The 18,813-nt window shown below is 34.8% G+C and carries 18 protein-coding genes; 9 read left to right on the top strand and 9 right to left on the bottom strand.

Annotated elements, in window-relative coordinates; all coding sequences use genetic code 11:
* Nucleotides 1–91: 91 nt before the first annotated feature.
* The 6 genes from GCQ56_RS14335 (at nt 92) to rnhA (ending at nt 6,766) form a co-directional block, all read left to right on the top strand.
* A complete protein-coding gene (locus tag GCQ56_RS14335) occupies nt 92–1,240 on the top strand; it encodes a metallophosphoesterase (RefSeq protein ID WP_152735178.1) in 1,149 nt (382 codons plus the stop codon).
* 12 nt (nt 1,241–1,252) lie between these two features.
* On the top strand, nt 1,253–1,933 hold the full coding sequence (locus tag GCQ56_RS14330; RefSeq protein ID WP_152735177.1) for a DUF4956 domain-containing protein: 681 nt from the start codon (nt 1,253–1,255) through the stop codon (nt 1,931–1,933).
* Nucleotides 1,934–1,963: 30 nt separating this feature from the next.
* Nucleotides 1,964–3,046: a hypothetical protein gene (locus tag GCQ56_RS14325; protein WP_152735176.1), complete on the top strand. Its 1,083-nt coding sequence runs from the start codon at nt 1,964–1,966 to the stop codon at nt 3,044–3,046.
* An 87-nt stretch (nt 3,047–3,133) separates the two neighbouring features.
* Nucleotides 3,134–3,739 (top strand): ribonuclease HII, encoded by a 606-nt coding sequence (locus tag GCQ56_RS14320; RefSeq protein WP_152735175.1) that lies wholly within the window; start codon nt 3,134–3,136, stop codon nt 3,737–3,739.
* Between the two features lie 264 nt (nt 3,740–4,003).
* Complete coding sequence (locus GCQ56_RS14315; protein WP_152735174.1) at nt 4,004–6,181, top strand: S46 family peptidase; 2,178 nt, start codon at nt 4,004–4,006, stop codon at nt 6,179–6,181.
* A 126-nt stretch (nt 6,182–6,307) separates the two neighbouring features.
* On the top strand, nt 6,308–6,766 hold the full coding sequence (rnhA, locus tag GCQ56_RS14310) for a ribonuclease HI (RefSeq protein WP_152735173.1): 459 nt from the start codon (nt 6,308–6,310) through the stop codon (nt 6,764–6,766).
* Nucleotides 6,767–6,911: 145 nt separating this feature from the next.
* Here rnhA and GCQ56_RS14305 read toward each other — a convergent pair whose 3' ends face one another.
* The 8 genes from GCQ56_RS14305 to GCQ56_RS14270 all read right to left on the bottom strand — a co-directional run bounded on the left by GCQ56_RS14305 (nt 6,912) and on the right by GCQ56_RS14270 (nt 13,438).
* A complete protein-coding gene (locus GCQ56_RS14305) occupies nt 6,912–7,937 on the bottom strand; it encodes a TrkA family potassium uptake protein (RefSeq protein ID WP_152735172.1) in 1,026 nt (341 codons plus the stop codon).
* Nucleotides 7,938–7,947: 10 nt separating this feature from the next.
* The gene (gene speD, locus GCQ56_RS14300; RefSeq protein WP_152735171.1) at nt 7,948–8,298 is read right to left on the bottom strand and encodes an S-adenosylmethionine decarboxylase; all 351 of its coding nucleotides are present in this window, start codon (nt 8,296–8,298) and stop codon (nt 7,948–7,950) included.
* An 18-nt stretch (nt 8,299–8,316) separates the two neighbouring features.
* Entirely contained in the window at nt 8,317–9,855 is a 1,539-nt protein-coding gene (locus GCQ56_RS14295) for a polyamine aminopropyltransferase (protein WP_299993731.1), read from the bottom strand.
* Between the two features lie 116 nt (nt 9,856–9,971).
* On the bottom strand, nt 9,972–10,844 hold the full coding sequence (locus GCQ56_RS14290; protein ID WP_227006082.1) for a DUF350 domain-containing protein: 873 nt from the start codon (nt 10,842–10,844) through the stop codon (nt 9,972–9,974).
* Between the two features lie 31 nt (nt 10,845–10,875).
* On the bottom strand, nt 10,876–11,703 hold the full coding sequence (locus GCQ56_RS14285) for a hypothetical protein (protein ID WP_152735170.1): 828 nt from the start codon (nt 11,701–11,703) through the stop codon (nt 10,876–10,878).
* Nucleotides 11,704–11,742: 39 nt separating this feature from the next.
* Nucleotides 11,743–12,288, bottom strand: coding sequence for a DUF4178 domain-containing protein (locus GCQ56_RS14280; protein WP_152735169.1), 546 nt, complete (start codon nt 12,286–12,288; stop codon nt 11,743–11,745).
* A 29-nt stretch (nt 12,289–12,317) separates the two neighbouring features.
* Nucleotides 12,318–13,022: a PspA/IM30 family protein gene (locus tag GCQ56_RS14275; RefSeq protein WP_152735168.1), complete on the bottom strand. Its 705-nt coding sequence runs from the start codon at nt 13,020–13,022 to the stop codon at nt 12,318–12,320.
* 20 nt (nt 13,023–13,042) lie between these two features.
* Nucleotides 13,043–13,438 carry a YbjN domain-containing protein gene (locus tag GCQ56_RS14270; protein WP_152735167.1) on the bottom strand — a complete coding sequence of 132 codons (396 nt, stop codon included), beginning with the start codon at nt 13,436–13,438 and terminating at the stop codon, nt 13,043–13,045.
* Between the two features lie 559 nt (nt 13,439–13,997).
* On the opposite strand from GCQ56_RS14270, the gene sucC reads away from it, so the two are divergent.
* Nucleotides 13,998–15,167 carry an ADP-forming succinate--CoA ligase subunit beta gene (sucC, locus tag GCQ56_RS14265; RefSeq protein ID WP_152735166.1) on the top strand — a complete coding sequence of 390 codons (1,170 nt, stop codon included), beginning with the start codon at nt 13,998–14,000 and terminating at the stop codon, nt 15,165–15,167.
* Complete coding sequence (gene sucD, locus GCQ56_RS14260; RefSeq protein WP_152735165.1) at nt 15,167–16,042, top strand: succinate--CoA ligase subunit alpha; 876 nt, start codon at nt 15,167–15,169, stop codon at nt 16,040–16,042. Before sucC ends, sucD begins: the two co-directional genes overlap by 1 nt.
* Nucleotides 16,043–16,094: 52 nt before the next feature.
* On the opposite strand, the gene GCQ56_RS14255 is transcribed toward sucD, so the two are convergent.
* Complete coding sequence (locus GCQ56_RS14255) at nt 16,095–17,276, bottom strand: Fic family protein (RefSeq protein ID WP_152735164.1); 1,182 nt, start codon at nt 17,274–17,276, stop codon at nt 16,095–16,097.
* A gap of 192 nt (nt 17,277–17,468) precedes the next feature.
* Between GCQ56_RS14255 and GCQ56_RS14250 the strand changes: the two genes are divergently transcribed.
* Nucleotides 17,469–18,722 carry an OmpP1/FadL family transporter gene (locus GCQ56_RS14250; RefSeq protein WP_152735163.1) on the top strand — a complete coding sequence of 418 codons (1,254 nt, stop codon included), beginning with the start codon at nt 17,469–17,471 and terminating at the stop codon, nt 18,720–18,722.
* Nucleotides 18,723–18,813 lie beyond the last annotated feature (91 nt).

The raw sequence follows: 18,813 nt of genomic DNA, 5'->3' as shown, positions 1-18,813 counted from the left end.
ATTTTGTCTAACCCTTTGCTTATAATTTAATGTCATTCTTGAGATAAAAAAATAATCCTATCTTTAAATACTCTAAATAGGGAAATTTTAAATGCGTATTTACATTACCACTACATATATTATTAGTCTTTTGAGCTTATTATCTTTTAGCAACAATTCTTTTTCACAAAAAATACAAAAAGAAAAAGATTCGTTGATTGTTTCTTCATATACCGAGGGACCTCACATTAGATACTCCACAAGTAATCGTGTAGATATTTTTTACATTCAGCATGATAGTTTAAAAAACAGAACAAGAAAAATTTCCAAATCGTTTCGATACAAAAATGACACTATCATTTTTAAAGGCTTTGTAGGAAAAGACACATCAACCTATATTATTCCCAAAAAAATAAAACCTCACTCTGGAATTTACGAATCTTCAGATAAAATTATAGTCTTAGGAGATATTCACGGTCAATATGAATCTCTCCTAAAAATGCTTAGAAATAACGGTGTAATTGACGAAAACAATCAATGGAAATATGGTAAAGGTCGAATTGTTTTCACAGGCGATGTATTTGATAGAGGAAGTGAAGTAACCGAATGTTTGTGGTTAATTTTTCAACTGGAAATACAGGCTAAAAAAGCTGGAGGAAACGTACACTACATTATTGGAAATCACGAAATGATGGCACTACTATTTGATGATAGATACGTTGATGATAAATACAAACATGCGGCGCGCCATTTAAAGTATCATTATTCTCATTTCTTTGATAAATATTCGGTTTTAGGAAATTGGTTAAGGTCTAAAAATACATTGGTTAGAATAGGCAAACAATTGTTTGTTCATGCAGGAATATCTCCTCAATTTTTAGCGAAAAAGTTTAAAATTGATGAAGTAAACATGAAAATGAGGTATCATTTAAACAATTATACACAACTTAATGATACAACATTAGTCGATTTATTCTTATATTCATATAGTCCTTTGTGGTATCGAGGATATCTAAACAGAACTCCAAACTATGATCGCATAGCATTGGCTGATGTAATAAAAACCTTGGAATTCTATGATTCAATTGTCATCATATTTGGGCATACTCCAGTTGCAAGAGTATATCCATTTTATTCGTTTAAGCTTATTGCTATGGACGTTCCAATTGGAGATCCAAGTTTTATAGACCAGGGCTTATTGATTGAGAATCAAAAATATTATCGGATATTTGCACACAAAGAAAAAGAACGATTACAATAAAGTTGAGAAAGAATGGAATTACTTACAAATTTAATTAGTACCGTAGGCGTGCCAACAACTGTTATTAACCCAAATGATTTATTGGAGCTTTTACTTCGATTTGGTTTAAACCTTATTGTAACCGTATTTGTTATCAATTACGTTTATTTTAGAGCAACAGGAAAAAGAACTTATGTGTTTACCTATATCATGATAAGTACAACAGTGTTCTTTCTATGTTTCTTATTAGGTAGTATAGATCTGCAATTGGGTTTTGCCCTTGGATTATTTGCCATTTTTGGAATTATCCGCTATCGAACAGATACCATTCCAATTCGGGAAATGACCTATCTTTTTCTGGTAATTACCATATCAGTTATTAATGCACTAGCAAGAAGAGATGTGAGTCTTGGTGAAATTTTGGTGACAAACTTTGCCTTTATGGCTACCACATGGGTTATGGAAAGAGTTTGGATGCGTCGCCACATGGCAAGACGAACCATAATTTACGATCGAATGGATCTAATTCATCCTGGAAAACATCATCTATTACGAGAAGATATTAAAGCCAGAACCGGAATGGAAATCACTCGATTTAAAATTGGACAAATCGATTTAGCCAAAAACAGTATTCGCTTAACCATTTTCTATAAAGATGATGCAAATACAAACATCCTAACTGATGCTGAATTAAGCGATAAAGGAATGGAATAATTTAAAATACATCAATAGTTTCCCACTGCTATGATAACAAAATTAAGATATATTTTAGCTTCTATATTATGGAGTTTTATCCTCTTGCACCCTTTAGTTTCAAAAGGAGCTGCAAGTATACAGGAAGACTCTATCTACCGTGCGCCAAATCTGTTTGAATCTGATTCATTAATAGAACTATCAATAACTACGGACTTAAAAAGTTTGGTAAGAGATATTGGTGACAAAAATAAATATCATAAAGCACGATTATCTTATCATTTAGGAGATTCTATTGTATCCATGACAGTGGATTTAAAAACCAGGGGGAATTTTAGAAAAGACCGAAGCATCTGTGCTTTTCCTCCAATTCGAATAAAATTTAATAAATCTCAATCGAGCTACTCACTATTTCACAATCAAAAGAAACTGAAAATGGTTACTCATTGTCAGAATCGCAATTCCAGATATGAGCAAATGATTATTCAGGAATATTTGATTTACAAAGCCTACAATTTATTTACACCTGAAAGCTTTAGAGTAAGGCTTGCAAAAATAACTTACAAAGACAGTAAGGGACAGATGGATCCACTTATTAAACATGCCTTTTTTATTGAAGATTTTGAGAAAATGGCTGAACGTAATGGAAAAATTGCACGATATGATTCCAAAGTCCATCAAGATCATACCCTAATAAATAAAGTAACAAAACTGGCAATTTTTCAGTACCTGATTGGAAACACAGACTGGGGCGTTCCTACTCTTCACAACATCAAGTTAATTAGTAAAACACCCAATTCACGACCAACTCCCGTACCCTATGATTTTGATTGGGCAAGTTTGGTAAATGCTCCTTATGCCGTTCCCAATCAAAAGTTAGATATCAAATCTATTCATGAAAGATTGTACAGAGGCTATAAAAGATCTGCAAAAGATTTGGAATATATATTTAGAGAATTCAGAATGAAAAAAAATGTTCTTTACGAGTTGTACACTAACTGTGAATATCTTAGCGACAAAGAAAAGGAACGAGTTTTGAATTATTTCGATGATTTCTATAAAGTTATCGAAAATCCGAAAAGGATTAAATCTGAATTCATAGACCACGCCAGAACCATTAAATATCAAAAGTAATTCCTAGCTATATTTGAGTTCATTATTTCAAGTATTTTCGTCGATGAATGTACTATTGGTTTATATTTGTCGAAAATTTGAATTGACATGAATGATTTAGCTCTTTACCTGGAAAAGAATAGAATTGAAGCCGGTTGCGATGAAGCTGGAAGAGGGTGTCTTGCCGGTCCTGTATTTGCCGCAGCAGTAATTTTACCTACTAATTTTTCTAACGATTTGCTTAACGATTCTAAAAAATTATCGGAAAAGAAAAGGTATATACTTCGTGAGATAATCGAAAAAGAGGCTCTGGCATGGGCTGTTGGAACTGTTGACCATCAGGAAATAGATCAAATAAATATTTTAAATGCCTCTTTTCTGGCAATGCATCGAGCAATTGATCAATTGAAGGTTAAGCCGGAACATTTGTTAATTGATGGCAATCGATTCAATCCTTATCCAAAAATTGAACATACCTGCATTATAAAAGGCGATGGCAAATTTTTATCCATAGCTGCAGCATCCATATTAGCGAAAACTTACCGTGATGACTATATGTTATCCATCCATAAGGAATATTCAAATTACGATTGGAACAGCAACAAGGGATATCCAACAAAAAAACACAGACTCGCCATTCGTGAACATGGAATTACCCCATATCATCGAAAAAGTTTTGGATTACAACCCGATCAAATGGAGTTAAAATTCTAACAAAAACTTCATTAACAATTGATTATGAGTCAAATTTGAACGAGAAAATTAATGTGTTTGTCTAAAAACAGAAAGCGCATAAACTCATAAACGGTTGATTTTGTATTATTTAGATTCTATACTGTTTTTCAACCCCAATCCAGACATTTTAATACATCGAATTAATATTAACTTTGTTTGTCAACAGAATACTTACAAACAATAAATACTTCCTTAAGTTTTAGCATAAAACTTTGAGGATCTTTTTAAAATTAAATTACTAAAATGAGAAAATTAGGATCATTAATTTTGGGATTAAGCCTTTTGCTTAGCTTTTCGAATGTGAAGGCTGACGAAGGAATGTGGCTTTTATCTCTATTGAAAAAAAATGCTGCAGAAATGCAGGAGATGGGATTAAAATTATCTTCTGAAGATATTTACGACATTAACAATTCAAGTTTAAAAGATGCGATTGTTGGTTTAGGAAGTGAAGGAAGACCATTCCGTCATTTTTGTACTGGTGAAATTATTTCGGACCAGGGATTATTCTTAACCAATCACCACTGTGGATTCGGTGTAATTCAATCACACTCTACTCCAGAGCACGATTACCTTTCTGATGGTTTTTGGGCATATGATAAAAAAGAAGAGTTAACAAATCCTGGAATTACTGCTTCAATTTTGGTTCGCATGAAAGATGTAACCAAAAAAGTTCTTGCTAAGGTTAAAGATGATATGACTGAAGAAGAGCGTTACAAAGCTATTGAGGAAGCTGCAATAAAATTGGAAGAAAAAGCAGTTGAAGGAACACATTACAAAGCAAACATTAAAAGTATGTTCAAGGGAAATCAATATTTCCTTTTCGTATATGAAATTTACAAAGATGTTCGTTTAGTTGGTGCTCCTCCTCAATCAATGGGTAAATTTGGTGGCGATACTGACAACTGGATGTGGCCTCGTCACACTGCTGACTTTTCAATGTTCAGAATTTATACTGCTCCTGATGGAAAGCCTGCTGCTTATGCAGAAGAAAACGTACCATTGAAGCCTAAGCATCACCTACCTATCTCTGTAAAAGGTGTTGAAGAACAAGATTTTGCAATGATTATGGGTTTCCCTGGAACTACAAATCGTTACCTAACTTCTTATGGTCTTGATGAGACAATGAAAATTACCAACCAAAATCGTTACGACATTCGTACTTTGAAGTTGGATATCATGAAAAAAGATATGCTTAAAGATCCTAAAGTTAGAATTCAGTATGCTTCGAAGCATGCGGGAAGTGCTAACTACTGGAAATACTCTAACGAGCAGAACAAAGCACTTAAGAAACTAAATACAAAAGGCGCTAAAGAAGATATTGAAAAAGAATATCTTGATTGGGCTAATGAGAAACCAAAACGTGCAGCAAAATATGCAGAAGCTTTAAATATGATTAAAAAAGCTTTTGCTGATAGAAAAGATGCACGCTTTGCAAGTTCATATATTGGCGAAGCTCTTGCTCAAGGTGCTGAAGCTCCAATGTTTGCTTCTAGAGCTAAGAATTTGAAAAAATTATTAGCTGCTGAAAAGCAAGATACTGTAGCAATTGAAAAGGCAATTACAAAACTAAAGGCATCTGCAAAAAGATTCTATAAAGATTACAATGCTCCAACCGATCAAAAATTGATGGCTGGATTGTATAAAATGTATGCTGATAAAATCGCTGTAGAAGAAAGTCCTGAAATTTTCAAAACTATTGCTGAAGAGTACAACAATGACTTTGATAAGTTTGCTGAAGAAGTTTATGCAAATTCAGTGTTCGCATCTGAGGAGAAATTCAACAAGTTTATCGTAGCTCCTGAATTAGAAGTTTTAGAAAATGATTTACTTCTAAACATTGGGCTTTCTGTAAGAAAGTCGTATGGCGCAAGCTATGAAAAAATGAGTGCAGGTGCTGATGAGTTAAATAAAGGTATGCGTTTATTCGTTGATGGTTTATTGCAAATCAACAAAGAGAAAAATCTTGCTCCTGATGCCAACTCTACTCTTCGTTTAACTTACGGAACTGTTGGTGGATATGCTCCTAAAGATGGTGCTTACTACTACCACTACACTACTTTAAAAGGTGTAATGGAAAAAGAAGATCCAACAAATCCAGAATTCGTTGTTCCTGCTAAATTGAAGGAATTATACGAAAAGAAAGACTTCGGTATGTATGCGGACAAGAATGGTCACTTACCAGCTTGTTTCCTTACAAACAACGACATTACTGGTGGTAACTCAGGTTCTCCTGTAATCAACGGGAATGGTGAGTTAATTGGTACTGCTTTCGATGGTAACTCTGAAGCGATGTCTGGTGATATCGATTTTGAGGATAACCTTCAAAGATGTATCAACCTTGATATTCGTTACACACTTTTCATTATTGATAAGTTTGCAGGTGCTCAAAACATCATCGACGAATTAACTATTGTGAAGTAATTAACCACTCACAAAATAAATCAAAAGGATGTTCGAATTTTCGGACATCCTTTTTCTATGTTTGCAAATCGAGAAATGGAAGGTAAATTTTCTTACTTTTGATTTAGAAATCCCAAACCAATTAAGATGTCAGCAAAAATTACAATGTTTACCGATGGTGCAGCAAGTGGAAATCCCGGACCGGGAGGATATGGAGTTGTTTTAATATCGGGGAAACACCGTAAAGATTTAAACCAGGGTTATAAACTTACTACCAATAACAGAATGGAATTACTGGCTGTAATCGTAGGTTTGGAAACGCTTAAAAATCCTGGCTGCGATGTTACGATTTATTCTGATTCAAAATACGTAATCGATTCAGTAGATAAAAAGTGGGTATTCGGTTGGGTGAAAAAACGTTTTAAGGGAAAGAAAAATGCTGATTTATGGATGCGATTTCTTGAGATCTATAAGAAACACAATGTAAAATTTGTGTGGGTGAAAGGTCATGCAAACATTCCTGGTAACGAGCGAGCAGATGAACTCGCAGTTATGGCTTCTAAGGCACCCAACCTTCCGGATGATGTAGGATACAATCCAGAGTAAATTTCTATAATACGCCAATTTATAATGTGAGACTGTTCACCCTTAAGCAGGAAGAGCATTCCTCCTTAGGCTACGACACTATTACCCCTTAAGCAGGGGACCACTTCACCCTTAGGCTGAGTGGACTTTCCTCTTTCTGGTAATGCTATTCTCCTTCCTTTACTCCAAAAAAGTTTTCCAGATTTTGTTTGCTGTCCCCTGTTGAAATCAGAATCAAATAGTTTCCTGTATCTATAGTAGTTCCTTTTACAGGATTTTTAATGATTTTATCATCTTTTACCAAGCCAATTAATATGGAATTGTAATCCAATTTCAGCTTCATGAAAGCATTCATGTAATCCGATCCCGAAAAATCACATTCTTCTGTGATTAAATATTGCTGTATATCTGAGTCCTCTTCGGCAACACTAGTCGCAATTAAATCTTCGGTATAGGTTGCTACATGAGGCTCAAATAAATAGGAAGCAACCAATTTAGAAGCCACCTCGTTTTGAGCAATTACATGATCGATTCCTGCATTCAGGAAAGTATCTTTCAAACTTGGGTTAGTACAGGTAACTACAACATTTGCAGTAGGATATTGTTTCTTCAGATTGATAACAAAAACCAGTGTTTCCGAATCCTCTACAAAATTTACAAAAACACGTTTCGAGCTCTCGATATTAATTTTTTTGTATGCATCAATATTAGAGTAATCGGCAAATAAACAGAAGACATCTTTTGAAGAATACAGATCCGAAATCAGATCTAAATCGGCTTTTGAATTGGTTACAAATGCAACCTTTTGCCCAGCATGAATAATTTGATTTGCTACTTTTTGTCCGAACTCATTCCAACCAATAATCACATAATGATTGTCAAAATCGGTTCCCCAAAAACCACTTTTTTTCTTTTCCATATACTGATTGAATCTAACCGTTACTTCTCCAATAATAAATCCTAAAATTCCAAGACTACCAATAATTACAATTAAACCAATAATTTTCCCTGGTAAAGTCACCGGATAAAAATCACCATAGCCAACCGTAGTAAGTGTTACAATTGCATACCAAAAGGCATCGCCAATGGTTTTGATATTGGATTCTGCCGATTGACTTTCGAACCAGTGAATCGCTAAAATCGCAATAACATATACCAAAAAGGCAATTAAAAACCCGAGTTTTTTATTCATAAGAATTGACTTATTCAGGTAAACAAATTTCTATACCATTTCCATTCCAATTTACATCCAAATTGCTTCTTTCAACCAACTCCTTAAAATTCTTCGATTTTAATTGATTGCAAGAACTCAATTCTACGTAGGACCATCCTTTATCTGGAAAAGTATGAATGGCTAAATGCGATTCTGCCAACAACCAAAATGCAGTGTATCCTTGCACCGGAAAATGATGATCGGAACAATTCAAAATCACAAATTCAACCTGTTCCAAATAATTTTGGAAAGTTTCTTTTAAGATATCCGGATCGCACTCTGTTACCCAAAATCTTAGATTGTGAATTTTTGCTGTTAATATTTTTGTTTCTGCCTCCATTTAGACTCTTTTTTACTACTAATACAGATCCCAGTTTCCTTTTAAATAATACTTGTACAAAACGGGTTCATGTATCTTATTCACATATACACTGTCTTTTGCCCATGGATAAAAATCTTTACCAAAAGAAGTGATCAATGCCATTGCTTCATTATTTATCCATTTTGTAGGCACATCAAATTCCAGTTTCTGCAATTGCTTTTTCACATCTACATTAGGTTGCTTAACTCCTAAACTCCATCCCCACTCACCAAGTGTAATTACCTGATTGTGCATAGGCACCGTTTCGAAACCAGCACTTTTCATGGTTTCCAGAATACAGGTAAAAGCTTGTGTCGCAAAATATGGACTACCCGCCTGTGTGATAATTACACCACCAGGGCGTAAATGTTTATAACAAACTTTATAAAATTCGTGGGAATACAATCTGCCCAATTCAACCGAGCGAGGATCTGGTAAATCAATAATAATTATATCGTAATAATCATCAGTTGCCTGCAGGTATTTATATCCATCGTCATTCAGTACCTTAACCTTTTCGTTACTCAACGAATTTTGATTTAGCTTTGTCAATATAGGATTAGTTTTCCCCAGATTCGTCATTGCAGGATCCAAATCTACCAAGGTGATTTCTTTCACTTTTGGATATTTCAGGATCTCACGAACCGCGCAACCATCTCCACCGCCTAAAACCAAAACATTCGTTGGATTCGGATGCATTGTCATTGCAGGATGTACTAATGGTTCATGATACATGATTTCATCGCGAGTACACAATTGCTGATTGCCATTTAAATACAACCAATAATCATTTTTCCATTGGGTAATAACTATTCGTTGGTACTTGGTTTGCTCCGCATAAATCACCTTATCAGCATACTTCTGTTGCTCGCCAAACCTAATAATAGGATCGGTAACAAATAGCCCTGTACTTAAGGTTATCATTATGAAAACACCTATACTCAACAGTAGTTTTCTATCACTCGCTTTCAACAAATCCCAAAGAAAAATAAGAACCACGATTGAAACTGAGAAGTTGACAAAACCTAGAATAAAAGGTGTGTAAATCAATCCAAATATTGGCAAACCAATAAACGCAAAAAAGATACCACCCAACAAACAACCATAATAATCGTTCTCCAAAATATTGGAAATGTTAAAACGCAGTTTCTCGTAATCATCGTTAATTCGAATCACCAACGGAATTTCCATTCCAATTAAAAGTCCAACCAGAATTGCTAAGGAGTAAATCAAAATCCCAATAGCTTGCGTGTATGCCGATGCAGTATAAACCAACAATGCTGCAAACGAAACGATAAAGGATAATGCGAATTCTAATAATAGAAAACGTTTCAATAATCCAGTTTCAAAATTCTTGGTAATCCTACTACCTAAACCCATGGAGAATAACATGAGTGAAATTATCATCACCCAATGAATAATAGAATTCCCCAGGAAGTACTGAGCAAGAGTAGACAGTATATATTCTGCCACCACACCCGAAAATCCGGTGGCAAATATTGCTGCTTTTAGTAATGTAGATCGATTCTTAAACACAATAATTTAATTACGAATGACGAATTTCAAATTACAAGTTTGAGATACACTCAATTACTCATACTTCTCTAAACAATCATTTAATTAATAATTTGTAATTGCTAATTCTTAATTATTTACAAACACCATGTGATAAGTACTGATCCTCCGATATAAGCAAAAGCTTCTACCAAAGCTGCACCCACATTTGGATGTTCCTGATTGATAATTTCGTCAGTCAACCTTTCACCTGGAAGTAAAATCTTATCTGTAATTAAACGCATTACAGGTAAAAGAATTAAACCAACAACTAATTCGAATCCTGTTTCGGTAAAGGATGGCAACCAACCTTCGAAATCACCAGCCAATCCAAAACGAATTAAATTGGCAATGGCAATAATAGCTCCGGCAAAACCGACACCAACAGCAACGTTATCTTTTTCGATGTGCTCATGAAGATCGTATGGAGTTATCCAATTGTAGAAACGAGTGGTTAAAATTAATGCCAATTGTCCAAATGCCCAGAATACAACTGCAGTAAGAATACCAAATAGCATATCTCCACTTTCACCAGAAACAGCACCAAAAATAATCAATCCAGAAGCTACCGAAACAGCACCTTCCACAATTCCTGTTCCTGCATTCTGATCCTCAATAATCTCTTTGCGAATTGAGAAGTTACGCAACATTAAGTAATCGGAAATAAAAATGGAACAGTTCAACAATACAATTGCCAGCAAACCATATACTGCAATATCGATAATATCGGCAACCAATCCGTTCGACGGACCAACTATTGCGCTTCCAATAGCCAACAGCAAACCAACATAGTAACCAACATGTGCAATTGCAAAAGCAAAATTATCTTTCTTAACCAACTCCTCTTTCACCTTAAACGAAGGATGAAGCAATTGGTAAACAAATTTCCCAATTAGGAAAATAGCAAAAGCCACGGCTATATAAACCACAGCATCATAAACGATAAACGAAATTTCTGATAATGACATCATAATATTTTAATCTATGAATTATACACTGGGTTTATTTTCCAAATCCACCACTTCTTGAACGAGTGGATCGACTTGAACTGTATCTTGATGAACTTCTTTTTGTTTTTGTAGCAGTTCTTTGCTTCGAGAATTTTGAATTGCTCGTAGAAGAAGATCGGCTTACTTTAGTGCGAACTCTATCTTTAAAAGTAGATGGTTTACTTGCCCACTTACTTTTGCTTCCAGAGCTTGAAGAAGTGTAACTCTTAGTCCCGTATACAGGGTTGCTTCCACTAGGACCATAATAACCACGAGATCCGCCATAGTATCCACCTCGGTTGTAATCATCCCAATACGATCTGCGGTAAGTCATCATATTAAACATAGACGACATAAAAGCATACTGCCCATAAAAAGCCCAGAATGAGGTACCTCCACGATTTTCCCATCGTCCGTATTTTTCATTACCAACGTAATGGTTGTATCCGGCAGGAACAGCTTGTTTGGTAACTTTACCATCCTTCTTCGAAGCAATCTCCATTCCCATATTATTGATATTCTGAGAAAAGAATGTTTCGCTTACATTTTTCCAATCGCTTTTACTTTCGATAACCGTATCGGGACGTTGGATGATTGTTTGATATTGATGACGGTAGGTGTTTCCATTCTCATCAGCATCCATATCAAAAAGGATAATTGAAAAGTTCTGTTCCCCATTCAAATCCTTTATCAAATCATCAACTGGAGATTTCTCCCATGTTTTTGCGGTTTGGGATGATGATGTTTTATAGCTTGAACTTGAAGACTTATCTCTTCCACAAGTTTTTGCAATAAAAAACACCACAATAATCCCAATGACTATTTTTGCTGCAGTATTCATAAATGATAGCTTTTAAATATTAGGTTATTGGCAATATTATTAATTCTCAGAAGGTAGAATGTTCGAAATCTCGAATTCTTTAATCACCTTACCAGCTGAAGCTTCAAATTCCTTTTCATCCCATTGTTCAATGGTTACAGTGTACTCGCCACTTTCATCTTCAAAATCCCAGGATACAAATTCCAACCACTCCTCTCCTTTAGCTACATCGTTAAAATAACCTGGAGCTTCCTTCTCAAAAAAGTACTTTCTTCCTTCATATTCGAAAGATGTTGGTGCTTTTTGACGGTTCAATAAATCTTCGTGAACCTTTGTTCCCAGTTGACGAGTTTTAATCTTAGTAGAAACTGAAACAGATATCTCATCATCATCCTCAACAGATAAAAACAAGGTTTTTACACCATTAAAAATCTTAAATTCCTGAGTGAAGAAATTATCTCCCCAATCGTACTCGTAACAAGCTTGCACTTCCCAGCTTTCCAAGTCGTATTCAAAAACAAAACCAACATCCAGGTCGGTTACCCGGATATTGGTGCTGTCGTACTTGGGCTGTTTTTTCCTTTTAAAAAAATCGGATATTCCCATTTTTGTTATCGTTCAAATTTGTAAAACAGCTATGCTTTGCTCTTCATCTTCGCCTTTAATTCTTCCAAGGCGTTTGAAGCTTTCACATTCGTATCGCTTAATGTTGCATCAATTTCGTCATCTAAACTTCTGTTCTCCATCGAAATTTCGCCATAAGCTTCAGCCATTGCTTCTTGTTGAGCAACTTTATCTTTCATTTTCTCAAGCATAGAAACTGTTCCCGAGCTATCGATTCCTGAAAGTTGTTTGTTAATTTTCTGAGTAGCCGAACTTACTCGAGCACGTGCTTTTAGAGTTCTCAACTCATTCTCGTAACGAGTAATTGTCGATTTCAGTTTCTTCACATTTGCATCTAACTGGCTAATGTTCGTATCAAACTTGCTTACCTCTTCCTGAGCTCGGGCTGCATTTGCAGTTGCTTCCTCTTTACGAGTAAGAGCCTCGGTAGCCAAACGTTCAGCTTCCGACATTTCTAAATCACCTTTCTCAGCTTTTTGCAATAACAACATTGCTTTTTGCTCGTAGTTTTTAGCAACAGATGATTGTTCATTTAATTCTCTCTTACTGCGAATTGCCAAAGCTTTAACTTCTGCCAATGCTTGTAAGCTTTTATCTAAATCCTTTTTAAGATCTCTGATTCCTTGCTCGGTCATCTTAATTGGATCTTCCAATTTATCTATAGCTGAGTGAGCTTCTGCTTTGCCCACGTTAAAAAGTCTACTAAAAATTCCCATTTGTATTTTATTTTATTCGTTTACAATTTTGAAAATGAAATAATCTCCTCAGAATATTCACTCAACAACATCTCTAATGAGTTTAATGTTGCTTCCAATTCATTCTGATCTAAATTCTCTAACTGAAGAGTGTCGCGGAAAATAACTTTTTTTCCTGATTCATCCAATGTAAAAGCTCCATGTATAATTTCTCTATTCTTAATCAATAAGGACTTATAGATATCAGGATTTTCATCAGATATCTCAAAAAGCAATCCTTCAATAATTAAAATTGGATCCTCACAATCTACGATTAAATTTGCAATTCCACCATCAGGATTTTCAACTACGAAAAGTTCTTCGGCTGTATCTTCCTGAACAATATTGTATTCTAAATTCAATAGGTAATCTTTTACCTTGTTATAATATGTACTCATTTTTTTTAGTTTTAAAATTGAATTAATTAAAATTAGAACAATTTATCCTCTTGGAGAAATATTTATCTGTTATGGCCACTAAAGACATTTCTCCAACTTCCCTGATTTTTAAGGTTTGAGTTTGAAATTACTAAATCCGCAGCATACAGACATTATTTAATCGGGAGAATCTTCAAAAAAATCGATAAATGGGAGTTTTTACATGTTTTCCTGAAATTTGAAGAAATACATTGGAGAAATTTTGGCAAATTATAAATATGCTAATCATCACCTGATAGCATCATTGAAATCTATATCCATATCGAAAAAGAATAATACACATCATAAACCATGGCAATCAAACAGTTAAATCAAACAATCATTTAAAGATGCGAAAATCTTTAAATTTCCAATAAATGTCCTTTTTATTCCATGCAGATATTTATATATTTAGGTTCATCAAAAAATTAAACAATTGTATTTTATTAACCGACTTGCCTAAACCTGTTCAAAATCAATTAAAACAATACTAGCAGAGCTTTTGCAGGTCATTTCCAAGCCTAACAAAAAATTACACAGAATGAAGATTCACGAATATCAAGCAAAAGAAATTTTACGGTCGTTTGGTGTTCCTGTTCCGGAAAGCAAAATTGCTTTTTCGGTAAAGGAAGCTGAAGAGGCCGCAACCGAAATTGGATTGCCCGTTGTTGTTAAAGCCCAAATTCATGCCGGTGGTAGAGGTAAAGGTGGAGGAGTTAAATTCGCACCTACAGCTCAGGATGTATCCAGATATGCAAATGACATATTAGGAATGACACTGATCACGCATCAAACTGGTCCTGAAGGAAATCTAGTAAAAAAAGTTCTAATTGAAGCGGCATCGAATATCGACCGTGAGTTGTATGCAGGTATTGTAATGGATCGTGCTACATCTGCAGTTACCTTTATGGTATCTACCGAAGGAGGTATGGAAATTGAAAAAGTAGCTGAGGAGACTCCTGAAAAGATCGTAAAAGTAGTAGTTGATACTGCTGTTGGTTTACAAGCTTTTCAAGCCAGACAAATGGCTTTCGCACTTGATTTAACTGGTGATGCTTTTAAAAATGGTGTGAAGTTCTTAATGGCACTTTATAAGGCATACATGGGAACTGATGCTTCTATTTTTGAAATCAACCCTTTGGTTGTTACAAAAGAAGGAGGTGTTATCGCACTTGATGCAAAGGCAAATTTCGATGAAAATGCCTTATATCGCCATAAAGACATTGCTGCTCTTCGCGATTTAGACGAAGAAGAACCATTAGAAATAGAAGCGGGAAGATCTGGATTAAATTACATTAAGCTAGATGGTAATATCGGATGTATGGTAAACGGTGCCGGTTTAGCAATGGGAACCATGGATATTATTAAACTTACTGGTGGCGAACCTGCTAACTTCCTTGATGTTGGAGGAGGGGCTTCTGCTGAGACTGTTGAGAAAGGTTTTAGAATTATTCTATCGGATGGTAGTGTAAAAGCTGTTCTAATCAACATTTTTGGTGGTATTGTTCGTTGCGACAGAGTTGCTAAAGGAGTTATTGAAGCTATCAAAAATATCGATACAAAAGTGCCAATTGTGGTTCGTTTACAAGGAACCAATGCTGAAGAAGGCAAGAAACTTTTAGAGGCATCTGGAATGAATATTATTGCTGCAACAGAATTAGAAGATGCAGCTAAAAAAGTAGTAGCCACCCTTAAAACAATTGAAGCATAATGAGCGTATTAGTCGATAAAAATACAAAGTTAGTGGTTCAGGGAATCACTGGTTCTGAAGGGGCTTTCCATACCCAACAAATGATCGAATATGGAACGAATGTAGTTGCTGGTGTTACTCCTGGTAAAGGCGGTCAACTATTTATGGATAAAATTCCGATTCACAATACCATGAGAGGTGCTGTGGAAAAGACAGGAGCTAACGCATCTGTTATCTTTGTTCCACCTCCATTCGCTGCTGATGCAATTATGGAAGCGGCTGAAGCTGGTGTTGAATTGGTTATTTGTATTACCGAAGGAATTCCAACTTTTGATATGTTAAAAGTTCACGAATTTCTAAAGAAATATCCTGAGACAACTTTGGTTGGTCCTAACTGTCCAGGTGTTATTACCCCTGGCGAAGCTAAAATTGGTATCATGCCTGGATTTATTCACAATCCTGGAACCATAGGTATTGTTTCTCGTTCGGGTACATTAACCTACGAAGCTGTTCACCAATTAGGTGAGGCAGGTTTTGGACAATCCACTGCGATTGGTATTGGTGGAGATCCAATTATTGGAACCAAACACATAGATGCAGTGAAATTATTGAATGATGATCCAAAAACAGAGGCAATTGTTCTAATTGGCGAAATTGGTGGATCTGATGAAGAAACTGCTGCTGAATATATTGCTAAAAATGTTGATAAGCCTGTTGTTGCATTTATTGCAGGTCAAACTGCGCCTCCAGGAAAACGTATGGGACATGCCGGCGCAATTATTGCTGGTGGAAAAGGTACTGCCGAAGAAAAAATGAAAGCACTAGCTGCAGCAGGAATTCACGTGGTTAGTTCTCCTGCAGATATTGGTAAAAAAATGAAAGAAGTTTTAGGATAAAAAAACTAAAATATAGAAAGGTTGGTTCTCTAGAATCAACCTTTTTTCTTACCTACAATTCGAATAAATTTAAATACTCCCACAGATAAAAAATTCTGTTTCTACGAGCACCTACCAACTCTTTTATTAAACCAGCCGATTCAAACTCTTTAATCAATTGATTTGCTGATTGAAAACTAAGCTTAAGTTTTTCTTTAACCTCATTCACAGTTAAAAATGGCTTACTATAGAACTCAGACATCAACAACTTAGCTGATTGATGTCTTTTCTTACCCATTTGAGTTTCTATCTGAACATTGTACTTATCGATCAATTTCTTTAGTTGAGCCAAAATCTCTTTACTATGAATCGCAGATTCTCGAATTCCAGTAAGAAAAAACTTAATCCATTGCTCAATATCATTCTTAGATCGAATTAAATTCAATCGATTATAATATTCCAACCTGTTCTTTTCAAAAAATACCGACAAGCAAAATACCGGTTTATAAACGAATTTCAACTCCAACATTTCAAAAAGAATCAAGGTTCTGGCAGTTCTTCCATTACCATCAAGAAATGGTAAAATATTTTCAAACTGATAAAGCGAAATTGCCATTTTTATTAACTGGGGCAACTCCAAATTATCGTTACGCCAAAATTTCTTACCATCATTAATAAGAATTTTTAACTCATGTTTGTTAGGTGGAATATATTCAAAATCAGAATCAAATTTACTATCATTAGAATCGTAAAAAGGTCGAATTTTGCCCCCAAAATCCTCCTTTTGTGGTAAATCGGAACACAAAATTTTATGTGCTTCTTTAACCAAACGAACCGAAAGCGGAAATCTACGCAGTTCATTTACACCCCAATTTATAGCCTCAACATGATTCGTGATTTCCTTTTGTTCATAAATTCGTTTAAAACTTCTCGAATTTTCAGGCACAAAGGCTTGAGAGATATTACACTTGCTACCTTCAATCAGATTTGATGCGACAGATTCTTGCGCTACAAATAAAGGCACATGCTGATTCATATTTGGGAAAAATTTTGAATATGCATTCAATTCTCCCAATTCCAACATTGCCGATTCTAGTAAAATATTTATCTGCTTATCCTTCCATTCAAACGAACGATTGATTAATGAGGGAGTTACGCTACGATACCCTTCTTTAAAACTTTGATAAGCAAAATTTCCTTGCGTATTTTTATTCAACTTAACACTCATATAATTGAATAAGTATGTTTTATTCAAGATAAAAGTATTAAAATTTAATAATATCCATTCTCATTTAAGCAAAATGTTTTTCATATCAACAAATATAAATACATATATCTTTCTGTTAATCTACAACTTATACTAGAAATAGTAACTGAATTGGAGTAAAAGGTCTTGCACGCAAAAGAAAATAAATTATATTCATACCGAATTTTAAAACATCAACTTATGATAAGGAAAATTTGTTTGGCGATTGCAGTTATTGTAATGGCATACAATGTAAATGTAAAAGCAGAAGGTTATGCTGTAAATGTCCAAGGTGTTAAACAAACCGGTATGGGACATGTTGGAACTGCATTAAACTTCGATGCTAGTAGTATGCAATGGAACCCAGGAGCCTTGGCAACCTTAGATCAAAAATATAGTTTTTCTGTTGGTGGCTTTGCAACTCTAATCAAAACTGAATTTACAGGAGCAGCAGGTGTTGAAGAAACCGATAATCCAACAGGAACACCATTCTATTTATATGGATCAATGAAAGTTAATGACAAGCTTGCATTGGGTTTAGGAGTTTATACTCCATTTGGTAATAAAGTGGATTGGGGTAAAGAATGGTCTGGTAAATATCTAATCCAAGATATTAGCTTAAAAGCAATTTATATCCAACCAACTATTTCTTATAAATTAGCTGATTGGATTAGTGTTGGAGCTGGATTAAATATTGTGTATGGAGAATTTGATTTAAACCGAAATTTTCCAGTTTTAAATCCTGCAGACGGATCTTATATTGCTGATGGTAATGTTAATTTAAAAGGTGACAAGATAAAATATGGTTACAATTTAGGAATCTTTTTACAACCTAATGAAAAATTAAATATTGGTTTATCTTATCGTTCTCAAGTTGATATTGATTTAGATTATTCTGAAGGTGAAGCAGATTTTACTTTACCTTCAAGTTTGGCTCCATTTGCTGGTGCTTTCCCTGATGGTGGAATTTCTGCAACTCTTCCTCTGCCTGCAAGCTTTAACATTGGTCTGGCATATGAAATTAACGAAAAATGGTTAGTTTCAGCTGATGTAAATTTTGTTAAATGGGATGAATACAAATCCTTAGATTTTGATTTTGAGAATGATCCAGCAGGTGTACTAGATTCTAAAAGTCTTAGAAACTGGGATAATACAATGATTTATCGTATTGGTGCTCAATATTCGGCTAATGAAAAATTAGACCTTAGAGCTGGTTTTTACTATGATGAAACTCCAACCAATAAAAACTACTACACTCCTGAAACACCAGGGGCTGATAAAATTGGTCTTTCTGTAGGTGCTTCTTATATGCTAAACAATAAGCTAAGCTTAGACATTTCTCTTCTTTACATTGAAGGTGAAGAGGTTAATGGAATGGATAGCAACAGTGGTTTTGGTGGAAAATATAAAAACACTGGATTCTTACCAGGAATTGGTATTACATACAACTTATAAGACCTAATAGTCTCAACATTAAAGCCTGATCATTTGATCAGGCTTTTTTTATACCAGATATTTCAAATAGATCATTTTAAAGCTACCGATT

Source organism: Marinifilum sp. N1E240 (assembly GCF_009295825.1).
GTDB lineage: Bacteria > Bacteroidota > Bacteroidia > Bacteroidales > Marinifilaceae > Marinifilum_A > Marinifilum_A sediminis.
The sequence above is the reverse complement of the archived record's forward strand: the minus strand, read 5'-3'. Positions and strand labels throughout refer to the sequence as shown.